Annotated in this window: 19 protein-coding genes; 5 read left to right on the top strand and 14 right to left on the bottom strand. The window is 62.6% G+C overall.

Features of this window, described 5'->3' with window-relative positions:
- Positions 1 to 72 precede the first annotated feature (72 nt).
- On the top strand, positions 73 to 2,412 hold the full coding sequence (gene fecA, locus AB4O05_RS09970) for a TonB-dependent Fe(3+) dicitrate receptor FecA (RefSeq protein ID WP_460131299.1): 2,340 nt from the start codon (positions 73 to 75) through the stop codon (positions 2,410 to 2,412).
- Positions 2,413 to 2,476: 64 nt separating this feature from the next.
- Here fecA and AB4O05_RS09965 read toward each other — a convergent pair whose 3' ends face one another.
- Positions 2,477 to 2,887 (bottom strand): HPF/RaiA family ribosome-associated protein, encoded by a 411-nt coding sequence (locus AB4O05_RS09965; RefSeq protein WP_460131301.1) that lies wholly within the window; start codon positions 2,885 to 2,887, stop codon positions 2,477 to 2,479.
- A 611-nt stretch (positions 2,888 to 3,498) separates the two neighbouring features.
- Between AB4O05_RS09965 and AB4O05_RS09960 the strand changes: the two genes are divergently transcribed.
- Positions 3,499 to 3,816 (top strand): DUF3509 domain-containing protein, encoded by a 318-nt coding sequence (locus AB4O05_RS09960; RefSeq protein ID WP_460131302.1) that lies wholly within the window; start codon positions 3,499 to 3,501, stop codon positions 3,814 to 3,816.
- Here the strand turns inward: AB4O05_RS09960 and AB4O05_RS09955 are convergent.
- Positions 3,813 to 4,301 (bottom strand): phosphate-starvation-inducible protein PsiE, encoded by a 489-nt coding sequence (locus AB4O05_RS09955; protein WP_460131303.1) that lies wholly within the window; start codon positions 4,299 to 4,301, stop codon positions 3,813 to 3,815. The genes AB4O05_RS09960 and AB4O05_RS09955 overlap by 4 nt on opposite strands.
- 119 nt (positions 4,302 to 4,420) lie before the next feature.
- Positions 4,421 to 4,567 (bottom strand): antitoxin PaaA2 family protein, encoded by a 147-nt coding sequence (locus AB4O05_RS09950; protein WP_460131304.1) that lies wholly within the window; start codon positions 4,565 to 4,567, stop codon positions 4,421 to 4,423.
- 118 nt (positions 4,568 to 4,685) lie between these two features.
- Between AB4O05_RS09950 and AB4O05_RS09945 the strand changes: the two genes are divergently transcribed.
- Positions 4,686 to 4,946 carry a YebG family protein gene (locus tag AB4O05_RS09945; protein ID WP_003188807.1) on the top strand — a complete coding sequence of 87 codons (261 nt, stop codon included), beginning with the start codon at positions 4,686 to 4,688 and terminating at the stop codon, positions 4,944 to 4,946.
- A 54-nt stretch (positions 4,947 to 5,000) separates the two neighbouring features.
- Here the strand turns inward: AB4O05_RS09945 and AB4O05_RS09940 are convergent, their stop codons facing one another.
- Positions 5,001 to 6,020: a Leu/Phe/Val dehydrogenase gene (locus AB4O05_RS09940; protein WP_460131305.1), complete on the bottom strand. Its 1,020-nt coding sequence runs from the start codon at positions 6,018 to 6,020 to the stop codon at positions 5,001 to 5,003.
- A 185-nt stretch (positions 6,021 to 6,205) separates the two neighbouring features.
- On the opposite strand from AB4O05_RS09940, the gene AB4O05_RS09935 reads away from it, so the two are divergent.
- Complete coding sequence (locus AB4O05_RS09935) at positions 6,206 to 7,009, top strand: SirB1 family protein (RefSeq protein WP_460131306.1); 804 nt, start codon at positions 6,206 to 6,208, stop codon at positions 7,007 to 7,009.
- Between the two features lie 15 nt (positions 7,010 to 7,024).
- On the opposite strand, the gene maiA is transcribed toward AB4O05_RS09935, so the two are convergent.
- Genes maiA through hmgA form a run of 3 tightly spaced genes read right to left on the bottom strand, consistent with a single transcriptional unit; the run spans position 7,025 to position 10,255 of the window.
- Positions 7,025 to 7,669 (bottom strand): maleylacetoacetate isomerase, encoded by a 645-nt coding sequence (maiA, locus tag AB4O05_RS09930; RefSeq protein WP_460131308.1) that lies wholly within the window; start codon positions 7,667 to 7,669, stop codon positions 7,025 to 7,027.
- Positions 7,670 to 7,681: 12 nt separating this feature from the next.
- Positions 7,682 to 8,968, bottom strand: a complete 1,287-nt coding sequence (gene fahA, locus AB4O05_RS09925) for a fumarylacetoacetase (protein ID WP_460131309.1) — start codon at positions 8,966 to 8,968, stop codon at positions 7,682 to 7,684.
- Positions 8,969 to 8,971: 3 nt separating this feature from the next.
- Positions 8,972 to 10,255, bottom strand: coding sequence for a homogentisate 1,2-dioxygenase (gene hmgA, locus AB4O05_RS09920; RefSeq protein ID WP_460131311.1), 1,284 nt, complete (start codon positions 10,253 to 10,255; stop codon positions 8,972 to 8,974).
- Positions 10,256 to 10,376: 121 nt separating this feature from the next.
- On the opposite strand from hmgA, the gene AB4O05_RS09915 reads away from it, so the two are divergent.
- Positions 10,377 to 11,156, top strand: a complete 780-nt coding sequence (locus AB4O05_RS09915) for an IclR family transcriptional regulator (protein WP_460131312.1) — start codon at positions 10,377 to 10,379, stop codon at positions 11,154 to 11,156.
- Between the two features lies 1 nt (position 11,157).
- On the opposite strand, the gene dacB is transcribed toward AB4O05_RS09915, so the two are convergent.
- The 7 genes from dacB to AB4O05_RS09880 all read right to left on the bottom strand — a co-directional run bounded on the left by dacB (position 11,158) and on the right by AB4O05_RS09880 (position 19,066).
- The gene (gene dacB / locus AB4O05_RS09910; protein WP_460131314.1) at positions 11,158 to 12,603 is read right to left on the bottom strand and encodes a D-alanyl-D-alanine carboxypeptidase/D-alanyl-D-alanine endopeptidase; all 1,446 of its coding nucleotides are present in this window, start codon (positions 12,601 to 12,603) and stop codon (positions 11,158 to 11,160) included.
- A gap of 110 nt (positions 12,604 to 12,713) precedes the next feature.
- Positions 12,714 to 15,131 (bottom strand): TonB-dependent siderophore receptor, encoded by a 2,418-nt coding sequence (locus tag AB4O05_RS09905; protein ID WP_460131315.1) that lies wholly within the window; start codon positions 15,129 to 15,131, stop codon positions 12,714 to 12,716.
- Positions 15,132 to 15,240: 109 nt separating this feature from the next.
- Positions 15,241 to 16,176 carry a glutathione S-transferase family protein gene (locus AB4O05_RS09900; protein WP_460131316.1) on the bottom strand — a complete coding sequence of 312 codons (936 nt, stop codon included), beginning with the start codon at positions 16,174 to 16,176 and terminating at the stop codon, positions 15,241 to 15,243.
- Positions 16,177 to 16,251: 75 nt separating this feature from the next.
- Entirely contained in the window at positions 16,252 to 16,527 is a 276-nt protein-coding gene (locus AB4O05_RS09895; protein WP_460131317.1) for a GIY-YIG nuclease family protein, read from the bottom strand.
- A 36-nt stretch (positions 16,528 to 16,563) separates the two neighbouring features.
- Positions 16,564 to 17,034: a nuclear transport factor 2 family protein gene (locus AB4O05_RS09890; RefSeq protein ID WP_460131319.1), complete on the bottom strand. Its 471-nt coding sequence runs from the start codon at positions 17,032 to 17,034 to the stop codon at positions 16,564 to 16,566.
- Between the two features lie 117 nt (positions 17,035 to 17,151).
- Complete coding sequence (locus AB4O05_RS09885; RefSeq protein WP_460131320.1) at positions 17,152 to 18,417, bottom strand: CynX/NimT family MFS transporter; 1,266 nt, start codon at positions 18,415 to 18,417, stop codon at positions 17,152 to 17,154.
- Positions 18,407 to 19,066, bottom strand: coding sequence for a FadR/GntR family transcriptional regulator (locus AB4O05_RS09880; RefSeq protein WP_460131321.1), 660 nt, complete (start codon positions 19,064 to 19,066; stop codon positions 18,407 to 18,409). Before AB4O05_RS09880 ends, AB4O05_RS09885 begins: the two co-directional genes overlap by 11 nt.
- Positions 19,067 to 19,113: the final 47 nt, after the last annotated feature.

Below are 19,113 nucleotides of genomic sequence, written 5' to 3'. Positions count from 1 at the left end.
GAGCCGTTTTCCCAGCCTCGCGTGACAGAGAAGGAAAGCCACCTTGATCCTTCCTTCTCAGGACCGCTCTTCATGCCCCAGCAGCCAACCCTCATCGCCCGCACCTTGCGCCAACTGTTACTGGGCGCCAGCCTCAGTTTCACCATGCTGCCTTGCGTATTGGCGGCCGACGCCAAGCCTTATCACATCGCCCCGACCTCGCTTGAGGCCGCGCTGAACCAGTTTGGCCGCGAAGCCGGCGTGCTGATTTCGTTCGGCTCCGACGTCACGGCGGGCATGCACAGCCCTGGGTTGTCCGGCAACTACAGTGCCGCAGAGGGCCTGCAAAAACTGCTGGAAGGCACCGGCCTGCAAGCCCGTGCCGAAGGTGACAATGCCTTCAGCCTGCAACCGGCCGCAGTGCCGGCGGCAATCGAGTTGGCGACCTCCAGCGTAGTCGGCGACTGGCTCGGCGAGGCGGCGCAGACCAACGTATTCGAACACCCCGGCGCCCGCGATGTGATCCGCCGCGAGGCATTCGAACGCCAGGGCGCCACCCAGGCCAAGGACGTGCTCAACCGCATTCCCGGCGTCAATGCCCCGGACAACAATGGCACCGGCAGCCACGACATGGCGCTGAACTTCGGCATTCGCGGGCTCAACCCGCGCCTGGCGTCACGCTCAACGGTGCTGATGGACGGCATCCCGGTGCCTTTCGCGCCGTACGGTCAGCCGCAGCTGTCCTTTGCGCCGATCAGCATGGGCAACATGGACGCCGTGGACGTAGTGCGCGGCGGCGGTGCCGTGCGTTACGGCCCGCAGAACGTCGGGGGCGTGGTCAACTTCGTGACCCGCGCGATCCCGGATGCCCCCACGGTCAAAGGCGGCTTGCAGACCGAGACCAGCCCGTCCTCCAGCCACGACGGCTTCAAGACCACCGGCAACCTGCTGGCCGGCGGCACCGCCGACAACGGCCTGGGCGGCGCGCTGCTGTACTCCGGCACCCGCGGCGGCGATTGGCGCGAAAACAGTAATACGCGCATTGACGATCTGATCCTCAAGGGCAAATACCAGCTCGACGACGCCAACAGCTTCAACGCCATGGCGCAGTACTACGAAGGCCAGGCCGATATGCCCGGCGGCTTGAACGTGGCGAACTACAAGGCCGACCCGTATCAGTCCACACGGCCCTACGACAAATTCTGGGGCCGCCGTACGATGTTCAATGTCGGTTACCGCTATGAACAGGACCGCCGCGAATTCACCGTCAACAGCTTCTTCACCAAGACCCTGCGCAGCGGCTACCTGGACCAGGGCACGTTCCTCTCGCTGTCCCCTCGGGAGTATTGGGTACGCGGCCTGGAAACCCGTTTCGCCCAAGGCTTTGACCTGGGCCCGACCCGTCATGAAGTGGGCGTGGGCCACCGCTACATCAACGAAGCCGGCCACGAACTGCGCTACCGCACACCGATTTCGGCCAACAACCAGCAAATCCCCACGACCAACAGTCGCAACGACCGCGACACCCGCGGCGGCACCGAAGCCAATGCATTTTTCATCGACGACCGGATCGATATCGGCAAATGGACCATCACCCCGGGCATTCGCTACGAGATGATCGAGTCCCAGCAAACCAACAACCTGAGCAACGTCAAATACAAGGGCGACTACAACACCGCCCTGCCGGCGCTGAACGTGCTGTATCACCTCACGGACGACTGGAACCTCTACGCCAACACCGAAGGCTCGTTCGGCAGCGTGCAGTACAGCCAGATGCCCAACCGCGTGACCAGCGGCGAAGTGAAACCGGAAAAAGCCCGCACCTGGGAACTCGGCACACGCTACGACGACGGCACCCTGCGTGCAGAGATCGGTGCGTTCCTGATCAACTTCGACAACCAGTATGAAAGCAACCAGACCAACGACTCGGTGATCGCCCGTGGAGAAACCCGTCACCAGGGCATCGAGACCAGCGTCAACTATGCTCTCGACGGCTTGAGCCCGGCGCTGGCCGGTTTCGATGTATACGCCACCTACGCCTACGTCGACGCCACCATCCGCGAAGACGGCCCGAACAAGGGCAACCGCGTGCCCTTCTCGTCCAGGCACAAAGGCACCCTCGGTGTGGGTTACACCGAAGGTCGTTGGAAACTCAATGTGGACAGCAGCTACCAGAGCAGCCAGTTCGCCGACAACGCCAATACCCAGGCAGAAAGCGCAGACGGCGCCAACGGGCGCATCCCCGGCTACATGCTGTTCAGCAGCCGCGCGGCGTATGACTTCGGCCCGCAGCTGTCGGATTTGAATGTGGCGGTGGGCGTGAAGAACATCTTCAACAAGCAGTACTTCACGCGCTCGTTCGACGACAACAACAAGGGCAAATACGTAGGTGAACCACGCACAGTGTATGTGCAGACGTCCATCGCGTTTTAAGGCACACCAACGAAAACGGGCCTGCATTGGCAGGCCCGTTTGTAGGGGGGGGGTGAAAAACCCGTCAGCCGTTGATCACAGCATTTTCGTTTTCCAGGAATTCCTCTTCCAGCGCATCTTCATTCACTTTGTTGATGGGCTGGTTTTTTCCGACAGCGCGGGGCTTGCCTTGCAGTTTGCCGAACAGATGTTCCAATGCGTGTTCAAGCTTGGTCGCAGCACTGTCAATCGCCTGTTCCAGGGTATCGCCCTTGGCGGACACTGACAGCGGTTGATGACCTTTTGGCCGTGCTTCCAGGCGGCAACTTAAATCGTGGGGACCGGGCTTGTCGCCGTTCTCATCCCGCAGGTAGACCTCCACTCGGGTCAGGTCTTCTTCATAACGTTCGAGCGTGCTCTCAATGGTCGTACGTACCCACTCCTCCAGTCGGATGCTGCTTTCAATATGGTTATCGCTATTGACTTGGATTTGCATAGTTCTTCCCTTATTTCAGCTAGCTCGCGAGAGGTCACAAACTGCAACACCGGGGTGGTGAAACCATGACCTCCTGATTACACAATTGAGCAGCCAGCGAAACAATTCAACCCCTTTGCAAAGATAAATCCTACATTACAAATTAACCCTGACGACGAGCAAAAACGCTGTTAGGGTAGGGAGTTAGTTACATCTCCTTACGCCTCGCGATCCTCATCGTTACCCCTCCCCGCGCGCCATCTTTACGCCAGTATTCACGCCAACGGCCGAACCTGTCTGTGCAGGTGATTAGCTTGACTGCGCTGTCCGCGACCGTTTTTTCCGTGCCGCCCTGAAATAGATCACTGACCTGAAAAAAACATAAAACAACGGTACTAGAGGGCTTGCTCCGATCGATGTCTTTGCACCGAGCATTCATTGGCGAATGCACCGTCATCGGGAGCAAACCTGCTCCCATATTCGGCGCTCACCGCCTGGAAGACCGCTATACGGCACGCCCCTTGCTGTAGAGCTAACGAGGGAGACGGACTTTGGCCGGTGGTCAGGCAACGCGAACTAATCCCGACACCGGTCGTCAATGACTGCATGTTCTTATCAGGCGGTAACGCACCATGGACAATCCTTTTCAGATCATCACCGACACCTTCACCCCGACATACCGGGTCAATCTGAGTATTCAACGACTGGACGGCAGCATCATGCTCACCCTGTCCAATGAGGAGGGCGTGGTGGCCAAGCGCATGATCAGCGCCGAACAACGCAACGATCCGCAACGGCTCAAACGCCTGGTGCAGAGCATCCAGTTCGGCATTGCCATCGAGCAGGGCCACAGCGCCATGGAGATCCTGGCAATGATGACGGATGGGGATACCCACAAACTGCCGCAGCGACCGCCCACCCGCACCCTGCCCTTCAGCGTCGGGCTTTAAAGCTCGCCCTTCTCCGTTTCCAGGCTCGCCTCGCCCTTGCGACGCGGGCCCTCGACCTTCACCGAAGGGAACGACGACGACGCATAGCGCACCACCAGAATTGCAAAGGCCAACAGTAGAATGCCGCCGCACAGGTAGATGATACCCAGGTCAGGCGGGTTGTGGTGCGACACGTTGGAGATCAGCAGCCGCGTCAGCGCAGTGATCGCCACGTAGATCAGGAAGCGCACCGGCATGTGGTTGGTCTTGAAGTAAATCCCGACCATCGCCCCCAATTCGAGGTAGATGAACAGCAGCAAGATGTCATCGATCTTGATGTGCCCGTTCTCCAGCATCCCCAAAAATTCCATCACCGCCGCCCACGCAGTCACCGCACCAATGGCGAACAGCGCCAGGTAGTGGAACGTCTCCACAAACAGATTGCCCAGCGACTCGGCCAGCCCATGGACTTGATGACGCAGCTTTTCGGCCCAGTTGATTTTCACGAAGGTACTTCCTTAGGTCGGTTCGACCGGATAATGCGGGTTGGACGTGACGGTTGTTCTGCATGCAGAAAAAAGGCCAGGGCTGGGAAGTGAGAGGGTGGCCGGGTGATATTAGGCACTTAATCGGCTGGATGGGTTGAAAGCCTGGAGTCGATCAGTGCTTTCATCTCACTCATGGCTTCTTCATGAGGAATACCTGGGCGAGGGTCATCCAAGGCCGCTTGCACTTGCTCGCGCTGGGGTGCGAAGCGCCCCCACCTCCCCATTTCCCGACTACATTAAAAAACCTACTATCCAAACCCCCGCGTTTGGCATATGCTTTTAGCTGTATATCAATACAGTAGTAGCAAAAGACAACTATCGTGAAGGCATGTGAGGTGGTAAATGGCCGTCGAAGTGGTATACCGCAGCAGCCGAGATCTGGAGCGTTTGTTCATGGATAAAGCCGAAGCTGACCGTCATGACAAGATGCTTGAACTCGCTGAGTTGCTGGCAGAAGTGTTGCAAAAAGCCGTGCCGTCCCTGAGCGAGCAGCAGGTGGAGGAAGCCGGGATCTACATGGCGAAGAACCGCGATGTATTTGCCAAGGCGTTCAAGAGCCAGCCGGACGCGTTGTCCGAGTTGCTGAACCCGGCGGCAGAATAAAGCCCGAATTGAACAGGCCCTGAATCACTGATTCAGGGCCTTTTTAATGCCCGGTCATTGGTAGAGCAGGCGTTCGGCCAGTTCGTCCGCCACCCGTGCGGGGGAGCGTTTTTCCGCCTGGGCGTGAGCGTAGATCTCGGTCAGGCGCTTGCCGATGTTGGACAGGTGCGCGGTGATGGTCGGCAGTTCGGCGCCGCTGTGTTTGAGGGCGACGTAGATCAGGCCGCCGGAGTTGATCACGTAGTCCGGGGCGTAGAGGATGCCGCGACCTTCCAGTTGGTCGGCCACTTGCAGGTTGGTCAGTTGCGCGCTGGCAGAGCCGGCCACGGCGGCGCAACGCAGTTGGCCGACGCTGGTGCGGTTGAACACGGCGCCCAGGCCACAAGGCGCGAGGATGTCACAAGGGGTGCTGAGCAAGGCGTCGTTGGCGATGGGGTGCGCGCCAAGCTGCTCCATGGCCAATTGCACCTTGCCATGGTCGATGTCGCTGACCAGTAATTCGGCGCCGGCGGCGTGCAGTTGTTCGGCCAGGGCATAGCCGACGTTACCCAGGCCCTGGATCGCCACGCGCAGGCCTTCAAGGTTATCACTGCCCAGGCGCGCCATCGCGGTGGTGCGGATACCGGCGAACACGCCCATGGCCGCATGGGGCGAAGGGTCGCCGGCGGCGGTGGTGCTGGTGACGAAACGGGTGTGCTGGGCGATGCAATCCATGTCGGCCACCGAGGTGCCACTGTCGATCGCGGTAATGTAGCGGCCCTCGAGTTGCTCGATACAGCGCCCAAAAGCTTCAAACAACGCCGCGCGACTTTCCACATGGGCGGGGCGCAGGATCACAGCGGTGCCGCCCCCCACTGGCAACCCGGCCAGGGCAGCCTTGTAGCTCATGCCTTGGGCCAGGCGCGCGGCATCGGCCACGGCGCTTTCGTCGTCGGGGTAGGCGAGATAGCGACAGCCGCCCAAGGCGGGCCCCAGGCGGCTGTTGTGAATGGCGATAACCGCCTTGAGCCCGGTAACCGGGTCGACGCTCAGGTGCAGCGACTCAAGGCGGTTGCTGTGCATGAGAGCAAACATCGACGAGCTCCCGAATCACTTCTTGTGTCGCCAAGTATAGGCTTGCGGTAGAAAACTGCCGAAGTGCGCTGGAATAAGTCACCCGGTTTTGCGGGCCTTGGGGCATAAGCAGGCGGGATATTTCTTAAGCCACTGGACGAACATTCACAGCAAGGCTAAAACGAGGGCATCCGTCGGAGAAAGCAATGAAGCCCCGCCAAGCCTTTTTCGCCTGCCTGCAACGTTCGCCTCCGGCGCTGTTCGAGGCCGCGCTGTGGATCGCCGCCGAGCACGACCCGACAGTGCAGCCGATGACCGTCCTGCAGGAACTGCTGGTGCTGCAGCAACAGGTCAGCCAGGGCATGCCCATGCTGCCGGCAGATGAATTGGGCCAGCCGCTGCTGCGGTGCCTGAATGACCTGGGATTCGCCCAGGACGACTTTACCCCGCTGCGCCCCGCCGCCGCGCTGCTGGACAAAGTGTTGCAGCGCAAGCGCGGGCAGCCCCTGGCCATGGGCCTGATTGCCATGGAACTGGCGCGACGCCTGGGTATCCCCATGGCTGGTGTGAACTTTCCCGGCCACTTCCTGGTGCGGGTACCTGGCGCCGATCACCTGCTCGACCCTTGCGGCGGCCGCCGTCTGTACCCCAAAGACTGCCGCGAACTGCTGCACCGCCAATACGGCCCCAACCTCAAGTTGCAGGCTGACCACCTGCTCCCAGCCGACCCGCGTTCAATCCTGCAACGGCTGTCGCGCAACCTGCGGCAACTGCACCTCGCCAACGACGCACCGCTCGATGCCCTGATCGACGCCGAACGCGTGCTGGAACTGGGCAACGCCAATGCCGCCGATTACCTGGCGCGAGCCAGTCTGTACCAGCGCCTGGATTGCCCCAACGCCGAGCGTTTCGACCTGGAACATGCATTGATGCTCAGCGAAGACCCGATTCAGCGCCTGCGCCTGACCGAGCGGCTGGGGCATCTGCCGCCCAATTCCGTGGTGCATTGAGCGCCAGGCGCGACGCTAGGGCGTATCAGGGGTATCAGGCTGGTTGGCCGGGTGCGCCTGGATAAAGGCCGGATGCTGCGCCGCCAAGGCCGCCACCCGTCCGATGCGCGGGTACGCCAGCAAGGGCACCTTGAAGCGCTGCGCCGCATACACCTGGGGAATCAGAAACGCATCGGCCATCCCCGGCTGCTCGCCAAAGCAAAACCCCGTATCGCCGATCAACTGCTCCACGGCGCCAAGCCCCCGGCTGATCCAATGGTCGATCCATTCGAGCAGTTGCCCCTCATCGTGGCCCCACTGGCGCAGCAGGTGCTGGGTACTGGAGTTGTGCAGCGGGTGAATATCGCAGCCGATGATCGACGCCACCGCCCGGGCATGGGCGCGGGTGGCCAGGTCGCTGGAAAGCAGCGGCGCCTGTGGATAACGTTCCTCCAGGTACTCGATGATCGCCAGCGACTGGATCAACAGCCCGTCGTCATCGGTACGCAAGGCCGGCACGCGGCCTTGCGGGTTGATCGCCAGGTACTCCGGCTGACGATTGGCACCGCCCGCCGGTACCAGGAGGTTGACCGGCACCGCCGTGAAATCCAGGCCCTTGAGCGTCAGCGCAATGCGCACCCGGTACGACGCCGTGGAACGGTAGTAGGTATAGAGTTCCATCCCCCTGCCCTCTTAACGTGCCGCGACCACGGTGCCCCGGCATTCGCCAAAGCCGATGGAGGCAAAGCCTTCACGGCTGCAGCGGGCGCGCAGGATAATTTCGTCGCCATCTTCGAGGAACCTGCGCACCTCGCCGGAAGGCAATTCGATGACCGTCTTACCGCCTTCGGTCATCTCCAGCAGGCTGCCGAACTGCCCGGCCTGCGGGCCGGACAAAGTGCCTGAACCGAACAGGTCACCGGCCTGCAGCTGGCAGCCGTTGACGCTGTGGTGTGCCACCAATTGCGCCACGGTCCAGTACATATGCAGGCTGTTGCTCAGGGCCAGGCGATGGGCCGGCAGGTCCTGTTCACGCATGACGGCGGTGGTCAGCAGCACCTCCAGCTCGATATCCAGCGCGCCGTTCGCCTGGTCACGTTTATCCAACAGGTACGACAACGGTTGCGGGTCGCCCTCGGGGCGCGCCGGTTGCGCCTTGCGGAACGGCTGCAGGGCTTCGGCCGTGACAACCCAAGGTGAAACGCTGGTGATGAAACTCTTCGACAGGAACGGCCCCAGCGGCTGGTATTCCCAGGCCTGGATGTCCCGCGCCGACCAGTCGTTGAGCAGGCAGAAACCGGCGATGTGCTCGGCCGCGTCGCCAATGGCAATCGAGTCGCCCATGGCATTGCCCTGGCCGATCCAGATACCCAGTTCCAGCTCGTAATCCAACCGCGCGCACGGGCCGAAGGTCGGTTCGGTGTGGCCGGCCGGCAAGGTCTGGCCCTTGGGGCGGCGCACCTCGGCACCCGAGGCGCGAATGGTCGAGGCACGGCCGTGATAACCAATCGGCACGTATTTGTAGTTGGGCAGCAACGGGTTGTCGGGGCGAAACAGTTTGCCGACGTTGCGCGCATGCTCGATGCCGACGTAGAAATCGGTGTAGTCGTTGATCTTCGCCGGCAAGTGCATCTGGCAATCGACTGCGCGGTGCAGCACCTGTGCCTCACGGGCTTGCAACGCGCTGCCTTCGGCCAGCAGTTCCAGCAGACGCTCACGCAAGGCCACGCGAGGGCCACGGCCCAGTTCGAAAAAACCATTCAGTTGGCCGCCAGCGGTGGCTTCAACGGCGCGCCGGGCTTCGCCGTCAAAGGCGTCCAGCGCGGCATGCAGGTCGAGGATAGAGTCGCCGATCGCCACGCCGCTGCGCGGTGCCGAACCGTTGAGGCTGAACACGCCCAACGGCAGGTTTTGCAAAGGAAAGTCGCGGTGCCCGTTGGCGGAGGCCACCCAGCTGCGGGCAAGCGTTGGTTGAGTCATGGGTTATCTCCGGTCCGGGTTGAAGGTGGTGGGCAGCGAGGCCCAGCACGCGTCATAAGAAGGTTGCAGTTGCACGCAGTCCAGGGCGAACCGGGTCGGGCGCAGCACCTGGCTGGTCTCGAACATGAAGGCCATGGTGTTATCGATCTTGTGCGGCGCCAGGTCGACGTTGATGGCCTTGGTGCAGGTCTCGCCGTCCGGACCGTGGGCACTCATGCAGCTGTGCAGTGACGCGCCGCCAGGCAGGAAACCTTCGGCCTTGGCATCGTAGGCGCCCTGGATCAGGCCCATGTATTCGTTCATCAGATTGCGATGAAACCAGGGCGGTCGAAAGGTGTTCTCGGCCACCATCCAGCGCGGCGGGAAGATCACAAAGTCGAGGTTGGCCAGGCCGTGGGTGCTGGTGGGCGAGGTCAATACGGTGAAGATCGACGGGTCCGGGTGGTCGAAGCTCACGGTGCCGAGGGTGTTGAAACGGCGCAGGTCGTATTTGTACGGCACGTTGTTGCCGTGCCAGGCCACCACGTTCAGCGGTGAATGGTCCAGCTCGCACGCCCACAGTTCACCGAGGAATTTCTGCACCAGCGTGGTCGGTTGCTTGAGGTCTTCGTAGTGGGCGACCGGCGTGAGGAAATCGCGCGGGTTGGCCAGGCCGTTGCTGCCAATCGGCCCCAGATCAGGCAGGCGCAGTGGCGCACCATGGTTTTCGGCAACGTAACCGCGAGCTTGCGCATCCAGCAGTTCAACGCGAAATTTGAGGCCACGGGGCAGCACGACAATCTCCAGCGGCTCGACGTCCAGCACGCCCAGTTCGGTGGCGATGCGCAGGCGGCCCTGCTCGGGCACGATCAACAGTTCGCCGTCGGCATTGAAGAACACACGGTCCATCGACCGATTGGCGCAGTAGTTATAGATGCTGATACCTGAGGGGTTTTCCGACCCTGAGTTGGCGACCATGCCGACCAGGCCGTCGATAAAGTCCGTCGGCTCACTCGGAATATCCAATGGGTTCCAGCGCAGCCGATTGGGCGTCACCGCGCCCAACGGCCCACCGACCAATTGCCGTTCCAGTTTGGTAAACGCCGGGTGGTTGGCCGACGGCTGGATACGGTACAACCAGGTGCGCCGGGCTTCGTTGCGCGCCATGGTGAAGGCGGTACCGGAGAAGAGTTCAGTGTAGAGCCCATAGGGCGCTTTCTGCGGGGAGTTTTGCCCAACGGGCAGCGCGCCGGGCAAGGCTTCGCTGGCGAATTCATTGCCGAAGCCCGACAGGTATTCGAGGTTCATGGATCGTCCTCTGTGCGGAAGTTGTTTTTATCGTAATCCAGTTACGCATAACGTAATTTGATCACTGTCGACCGTCAAGCTATAAAGACGCCCATTCATCTCTCGGATTCTCGCCCCCTCCATGGAAAAGCCCCGCGACACCGGTAAACAGAAAGTCCGCTCGGCCGAAGTGGGCACCGATATCCTCAAGGCCCTGGCCGAACTGTCGCCGGCCACCTCGCTGTCGCGCCTGGCCGAGCACGTGCAGATGCCGGCGAGCAAAGTGCATCGCTACCTGCAAGCGCTGATCGCCTCGGGTTTTGCCGAACAGAACACCGCCACCAACCATTACGGCCTGGGCCGCGAAGCGTTGCGCGTGGGCCTGGCCGCGCTGGGCAGCATGGACGTGCTGAAAGTCGGCGCCCTGCCCCTGGCGGAGTTGCGCGACGAATTGAATGAAACCTGCTTTCTGGCGGTATGGGGCAACCAAGGCGCGACCGTGGTGCACATCGAACCGGCGGTGCGCGCGGTCACGGTGGTGACGCAGTTGGGGTCGGTGCTGCCGCTGCTCAGCTCTTCCACCGGCCTGGTGTTCAGCGCGTTCCTGCCCGCGCGGGAGACCGTGGAGCTGCGCGAGCGCGAGATCCAGGCCGGCATCGCCCATGCCCTGGCGGACGACCAGGCCTACGCCACCACGTGCGAACAGATCCGCAACCGTGGCCTGCACTTTGTACATGGTTTGCTGATGCCGGGGGTGGATGCGTTGTCCGCACCGGTGTTCAACGCGGTGGGGCAAGTGGCGGCGGTGATGACCGTGGTCGGCCCTACCTCGCTGTTCCATGCCGACGAAGATGGCCCGGCGGCGCAGCGTTTGCTGGCGGCGACCCGGGCCGTGAGTTGGCGGATGGGCTATCAGCCCTGAGTCAGTCGTGCCACTGCGTCAGGGCCACGGCCAGGCGATTTTCCAAGGCGCGGATCGGCGCAGCGTCGCTCAGGTAGTTGTTGCTGACCATCGAAAACACCAGGCGCCGCCCCTGGGCGTCGGTGATGTAGCCGCTCAACGATGACACCCCGGCCATGGAGCCGGTCTTGGCGTGCAGGTTATTGTCGGCCGCTGTGCCGCGCAGGCGATAGCGCAGGCTGCCGCCGGTCATGCGGTCCGCGTTACCGGCAACCGGCAAGGCGTTGTACCAGGCCTCGAACCAGGGCTGTCTGGCCGTGGCCAGCAGCAGGTCAGTCAGGTTCTGCGATGACAGCAGATTGCGCCGCGACAAGCCCGAGCCGTCCACCTGGCTCAGCGTCGTCGGGTCCATGCCCTGACGTTTCATGAACGCCGCCACTGCTGCCACACCCGCCTGCGCGGTGCCTGCATTGGCGGTCTTGCGCCCCATGGCCTTGAGCAAGGCTTCAGACATAGCGTTGTTCGACAGTTTGAGCAGCGGCGTGATCAATGCCTGCAACGGCGCCGACTGGTGCTCTGCCAATAGCGTTGCCGTGGCCGGAGTCGCACCGCCGATCACCCGTCGGCCCACTATCTGGATGCCCTGCTGCGCCAACGCCTGTTCAAACAGGTTGGCCACCAGTTGCGTCGGCTCCCACACGCTGACCCACTGCCGGCTTTGCTTGCCCGGCGCCAGCGCGCCGGTCAGTTGCAACAGGTTGGTACCGTGCTGGCGGGTGATGGCATACGTGTTGCCAGGGCCACTGACCGCGCGATTGCTCAGTTGCACATAATCGGTTGCAGGGCTCACCACGACGCTCACCGGCTGGCCAGCTATGCCAGGTGCCTTGGCCGTAACGATCAGCGTACCGGCATCAAAGTCCGTATTCGGCGACACCGTCAGCGCTGAAATCTGCGCGCCATAGTAGGTGCTTTCGTCATCCTGGGCCCAGTCGATGCCCAGGCGTTCGGCGTCGAACCAGGTGTCGTCGAACACCAGTTCGCCTTGCACCTGGCGCACGCCCTGGCTCGCCAGTTGCGCGGCCAGCGCCTGGTAGTCGGCGAACTGCAGGGTCGGGTCGCCCAGGCCGCGCAGGTAGAGGTTGCCGGTCAGGCGCTCGCCTTGCCGCATGCCGTCACTCAGCAACTGCGTGGAGAACCGGTACTGCGGCCCCAGCACATCCATCGCCGCGGCGGTGGTCAGCAATTTGAGGTTGGAGGCGGGAATCAGGCGCGTGCGCGGGTTGTGTTGATAAAGCGTGCGGCCGCTGCCAGCGTCGCGCACCATCAGGGAAACGGTGGCGCCGCTGAGGGCCGGGTCGGCCACGAGATGGTCGAGGCTGACGGAGGTGGAGGGTTGCGAAAAGCCGGCGCAACCACTCAGTAAAAAGCTCAAGCCAACCAGGTGTAACCATCGTCCATAGTGCATCAGTCACGCGTTCCGCAAAGCTATCAGTGGCGGCAACGCTAACAGCTCACATCCCTTGTGGCGAGCGGGGCTGTTGCGGCAAGCCCGTCACTCGCACTCCATCAACAGGGTCAGAATTGCAAGGTACTGGACACCGACACCTGCCGCGCATCCCCCATGGATACAAACAAGCGGCTGGCCGCCGAGGTGTAGTAGGTGCGGTCAAACAGGTTCTTCACGTTGAGCTGGAACTTGACCTTCTGCCCTTCGATCCTGGTGTCGTACGTGGCGAACGCATCCGCCACGGTGTAACCCGGCAGGTTGAAATCGTTGGCGGCGTCGCCTGCGCGCTCGCCCACATAACGAGCGCCCGCGCCCACGCGCAACTGGTCGCCGCCGAACACGTTGCCAAAGTCATACACCGCCGACAGCGAGCCGGTGTGCTTGGCCACGTTTTGCAGGCGGTTGCCTTGCAGGGTCGGGTCGTTGTCCTTGATGTCTTCGGCGTCGGTGAAGGCGTAGCTGCCGATCACGCTCCAGCGCTCGGTCAACTGGCCGCTGGCGTCCAGTTCCAGGCCACGGGAGCGCACCTGGCCGGCGATGCTGTAGAGGGTGTTCGGGCCGGAACCCATCGAGACCAGCACATTGCGCTTGTCGATATTGAACAACGCCGCGCTGGCGGTAATGCGCCCTGGGATGTCGAGCTTGGCGCCCAGTTCCCACGACTTGGACTCCTCCGGCGTGAGGTCGCCGGTCAACGTGCTGCCATCAAGCAATGGGGCGATGGTGGAGTTGGGCTTGAACGACTCGGTGTAGCTGCCATAGAACGACAGCTCATCGGTGTAGCGATACACCAGCCCCGCGCGTGGCACCCAGGCCTGGCCGTTGCCATTGGTGTTGACCTTGAACGGCACGCCCTTGCCGGCGTACTGGTCGTAAATCTGGTAACGCGCACCGGCCACGAAAATCCACTGGTCGGTGAGGTGAATCGCGTCCTGGAAGAACAGCGAATCGCTGCGCAGCAGGTCGGTCTGGGCACTGTCGGCGGGGCTGACGCTGGTGCCCGCCACTTCGTTGCCGTACACCGGGCTGTTGTAGTTGAACGTTGTGCGCGAGGCCTGGCGAATCAGGTCGGCGCGGTAGATCTTGCGGTACTCGTCGTCCAGGCCGAACACCAGGTCATGCTGCATGCCCAGCACATTGACCTTGCCTTGCAGGCTGGCAGTGGTGAAACGGTCGGTGGTGATCGCGCCTTGGGTGCCGTCCATCTTGCGAGTCAGCGTGCCATCGGCGTTCACCGCGCTGACGCGCACCTGGCTGGCGTCGTAGGTCTCGCGGTTCCAGCTGTAGCCGAAGTGGGCTTTCCAGTCGTCGTTCAAGTCGTGGTCGGCTTCGAAGCGGTACAGGTCGGAGCGGCCTTCCATGTCGTTGAACGGCTCATCCAGGCGCCGCGTGGACGGAATGTCCAGCGGGTGGTTGGATTTGTCGATGGCGGTGCCACGGTCGAACGGCGAGAGAAATTCGCGGTGCTCATAGGCAAACAGCAGCGTGGTGGTGTCGCCGTACCAGGCGAGGGACGGTGCCAGCAAGGTCTCGCGGTGAGTACCGAAGTTGCGCCAGTAGTCTTCGTCTTCATGGTCGACGATCAGGCGATAAGCCAGCCCGGAATCACCGACCGGCCCGGTGGTGTCGAGGCTGCCGCCGCTGCCGTTCTTGCCGTCACCGAAGGTGGAGCCGCGTACCGTCAGGGCGGTGGATTGGGTCAGTTCGGGCTTTTTGCTGACGATGTTCACCACGCCGCCTGGGTCCTGGATGCCATACAGCAATGAGGACGGGCCCTTGAGCACTTCGACGCGCTCCGCGGTGGCGTTCAAGGCGCGGCCCTGCACCACCGGCATGCCGTCGCGCATGATCGAGCCGTTACGGTTGTCGCCAAAGCCGCGCAGCATCACCGCGTCCTGGGTGCTGGCCAAGGTGTTGGCCTGGGTGATGCCGCTGACATTGCCCAGGGCGTCATCCAAATTGCGCGGGGTTTGATCGCGCAACACTTGGGCCGGCACCACGTTGACGGTTTGCGGGGTTTCCAGCAGCAAGGCACGCGAACGCATCACCGAACTGGTAGGCGGCGGCTGGTAGCTGGTGCTGTCCTCAGGTTGGCCAATGCCGCTGATAGTGGTGGCGCCGAGGCTGATCGCACCGTCGGTGGGCACGGGTTCCAGAGCCAGGGTGCGCGCGTCGATACGACGGAAGGTGAAGCCGGAGTTGCCCAGCAGGTGTTGCAGAGCCTGGGTTGCGCTCATCTGCCCGTTGACCGCCGAGGCACTGAGGCCGTAGGGCGCTTCATCGGTGTAGATCACGCTGATTCCGGTGACCCGGCTGAAATCGCTCAGGGCCTGGGGCAGCGGTTTGGCCGCCAGGGCAAAGTTGAACTGGGTGCTTTGCTGCTCCTGCGCCTGAGCCACGCACAGGGGCAGCAAGGCCAACCCCGACACCGCCAATACCGAGGCTCCCAGCCACTGTTTAACCAAACCGCCCGCCGTCGACTTCATGCTGTGAGAACCCGTGTAGAAAACGCTGTTAATGCGAATAGATCGCAGTTTCAAGCACTACACGGATGGGCCGACGATTTACCTCACATTTATGTGCAAATATTTTTGGTTATTGCGCCTGAATGCGGAAACCCAAGCGCGGGAAGTGCACGTGCAACGTGCCGCCGCGCGGGTCGGTGCGGCGCAGGATCATCTCCTCGCGCCCGGCAAAGAGCAATTCACCGGCGACCGGATCGACGCCGTAATCGATGGCGCTGATGGTGACCTGCTGACCGGCCTGGAAGCCATTCAAGTCCTCGAATACCTCTTCCGGCAACGGCGCCGGTGTGGCGGTGCGCGCAACCTCCAACGCTTGGTCAGCGCTCATCTGGCTGGCCGTGCCGTGGCCAAAACCGAGCACGCGCCCCAGCCACGCCGACACGGCGGGATACGCCTCCACCAACGGCGCAGTCACCGGTGTGGCCTTGAGGAACCACAGCGAATGGGCCAGGGCAAAATCGGCAATCGACGGCTCGCCAAACAGGAAGTCTCCCGGCTCGCGCTGCAACTGCTGCTCCAGCCGCGCCATGATCGCCGGCCATTGGTGCTTGGCCAGTTCGGCCGGCAGTTTGCTCGCGCTGCCACCACTGAACAGCGCGGCGCGGTCGGCAAGGAACGCCTTGATCGCTTCCGGCGGCAATTTGCCGAAGCGTACCGCCACCGATTCCGGCTGGAACACCAGGCTCACCGCGTGGCCAAACACCACGCTGTCGGCCCAGGCGGCGAAGGTTTGGGTGACCATTTCCTGGCCCAGCGGGAACAGCGCCGGCACCGCTTTTTCCTGCTCCAGCCGGCGGGCGATCAGCGCAGTGTCGCAATAGATATCGGCGCCGACCTGCAGCACCGGGGTTTTACGGTAGCCACCGGTCAAGGCGGTCAGGTCCGGTTTGGGCATCACCGGCGAGATGTGCACTGAATGCCAGGACAAGCCTTTGAAGCCCAGCAGCAGCCGAGCTTTTTCCGCAAAGGGCGAGGTTGGATAGTGGTGCAGGATTAGCTCAGACATACTGGGGCCCATTTAACAAATGAACCCACAGCTTAGCGCGCAAACAGCGGTGAAGGAGTGATGGACGCCCATCAGTCAAATCAATGAGCCACTGGCCGCCAGGCATTCCTTGGCGCTCTTCTTCAATTTCTTGATCAAGCGCTCCTGTCGCAACGCCTCGCCCTTGCTCACACATTGTTCGGTGTACACCAGCGCTACCGCCGGGCTGGAGAGAAAAAAGCGCGCGCCCTTGCCGCGCTGGTGCGAGGCGAAGCGGCGTACCGGGTCATTGCTGATACCGCAATACAGCGCGCCATTGGCGGCGCGCACCAGGTAGACGAACCAGGGTTTGGTTTCAGGAGTATCAGTCACGGGTCGGTTCAACACAGCACAAGAGCGCCAAGTTTATCAACGACTGGCCTGGAAAGCCTTCAAGCCTTTGTTTGCCTGAGTGCGCACGGCATTCTTCACCAGTGGCGTCCAGCCCAGCAACAGGCCCTTGGTGCCCAATGCCTGGCGCGACCAGCGCCACAGGTCGAAGCTGTCGTGGTGCTCGCAGATTTTGCCGTCGCGGAACCCAAAACGCGCCTGGATATCGTTGACCACTGTGTTGCCGGTGGCGCTGAACAGGTAGGTGGCGACCCAATGCGCGCCGCCGCTGCGGTCATCGCTGCGCACGTTGTCGAAGGTCAGGGAGAAATCCTTGGCGCGGGTGGTCAGCATGCGCCACATGTCGCCGGCATCCCGCCCGCGCAGTTCGCCGAAGACGGGGTCACTGAACACCACGTCGTCGGTGTAGCAGGCGGCCATGGCTTCGGCGTCCAGGCGCTGGAACGCCTGGTAAAAACGGGTGATCAGGGCGGTGTGGGCATCACTCATGGGTGGGTTCCGTGATTATCGACAAGTGTGCAGCACGATAATCCGCGGCGGCGGGGAAAGCCATATTCATTCACCCGCGCAATAACACATCCTCGGCACGGCCTGGCAGTGGCGGCGTCACGCCTTCTCGCTGGTCACGCCCACGTACAACGCCCGGCCGGCACCACACCCGGTGATGATCGCGCCCAGGCCGATCACGCCAAACACCCAGCCGGTGGCACCCCAGCCACCGGTCCAGTCATGCAGCACACCTACCGCCAACGGCCCCATGGACGCCAGGGTGTACCCGATGCCCTGAGCCATGCTCGACAGGTTTGCGGCCACATGGGCGTCCCGCGAGCGCAGCACGATCAGGGTCAGCGCCAGGCTGAAAGTACCGCCCTGCCCCAGCCCCAGCAGGATTGCCCAGCCCCACAACCCGTCGAGCGGCGCATACAGGCAGCCGAACAGGCCGCCCAGCGTCAGCAGCATCACCACCACGATCGCCGGGCGCTGGTCCGTGCCACGGGTGGCCAGCCAGGGCGCCGCCAGGGAGCTGACCAACTGCACGATGATCGAACCGGACAGCGCCAATCCCGCTTCGGTGGCGCTCAGGCCACGACCGATCAAGATCGACGGCAGCCAGCCAAACACGATATAGGACAGCGAAGATTGCAGGCCCATGTACAAGGTGACCTGCCAGGCCAATGGGTCGCGCAATAGCCCCCTCACCCGATAAGCGACACGGTGCGTGCCGTGCTTATGCCGGATTTGCGGTAACCAGAACAACGCCGCTACCAGCGCCGGCAGGAACCAGAAGCCCAGGCCAAGTGCCCAACTGCCGCCGAAGTACTGACTGAGCGGCACCGAAGCCCCGGCCGCCAGTGCCGCGCCCAGACACAGCGCCATGGTGTAGACGCCAGTCATGGCGCCCGCCTGCCTGGAAAAATCACGCTTGACGATGCCCGGCAAGAGCACGCCGATAATGCCGATACTCGCCCCAGCGATCAGGCTGCCGGCGAACAACCCGACTTCGCCGAACGAGCTGCGCAGGATGATCCCGGCGGCCAGGGTCAGCAGGATGCCCAGCACCACACGCTCGGCCCCAAAGCGTCGCGCCAGGATCGGTGCGGTGGGCGCGAACAGGCCCAGGCACAGCACCGGCAAGGTGGTCAGCAAACCGGCCTTGGCGGCCGACAATCCGAGGCTGCCGGACACCTCGCTGAGCAGTGGCGACAAGCTCGACAACGCCGGGCGCAGGTTCAGTGCCACCAGTACCAGGCCCACCAGCAACAACCAGGGGCGGCTCACTATCGGCTGCATCTGTTGCACCACATCGTCGTCGGCTTCGGCGTCGATCAACAGCTCTTCGAGTTCGGTTGTGCGCTGGGTTTCAAGGTTCATTGATCAACTGCCGGCAAAGGGATTTGGCACGTTCCGCGTCCTGGTGTTCCACCGCGTCGAGCAGAGCGATGTGCAAGTCGAACACCGCCTGGCGACGCGGCGAAATATTCAGGGTCTGGCGCAACTGGGCACCGACGATGGCGGAAAAGTAGTGATACAGCTCGCTCAACGCCGGGTTATGCGCGGCGTCCACCAGGCGTTTGTGGAACACCAGGTCGGCGCTGATGTAAGCCTCCAGGTCGCCGTGATACAGCTCGGCGCTGGCGTCGAGGGCCCGACGCAGCTCGCCGAGATCCTCTTCGGTACGGCGCAGCGCCGCGAGACCGATGGCCTCGACTTCGAGGATCTGCCGCGTCTCTTGCGCCTGCTCCAACGTGCAATGGGACAACGCCCGCATCGCCCCCAGCGGGTCGGTCATCGAGCGCAGGTAACTGCCATCGCCCTGACGGATCTCGATCAACCCGGAAAACGCCAGCACGCGCATCGCCTCGCGCACGGTATTGCGGCTGATGCCCAGCTCGGCGGACAACTCGGGCTCGGTGGGCAGGCGCTCGCCGACCGTCCACAGGCCCTGGGAGATACGCAGGCGCAGTTGCTCCAGAGCCTGGTCGACCAGGGAGCGTTTGATCAGGGGTGCGATGTCTGTCATGGATTTTGCGCTTTCGTCCAATCATAGGATGAATTTTCCCACAGGCT

Source organism: Pseudomonas sp. S1_G07 (assembly GCF_054668565.1).
This window is presented reverse-complemented; position numbering and strand designations above follow the sequence as displayed.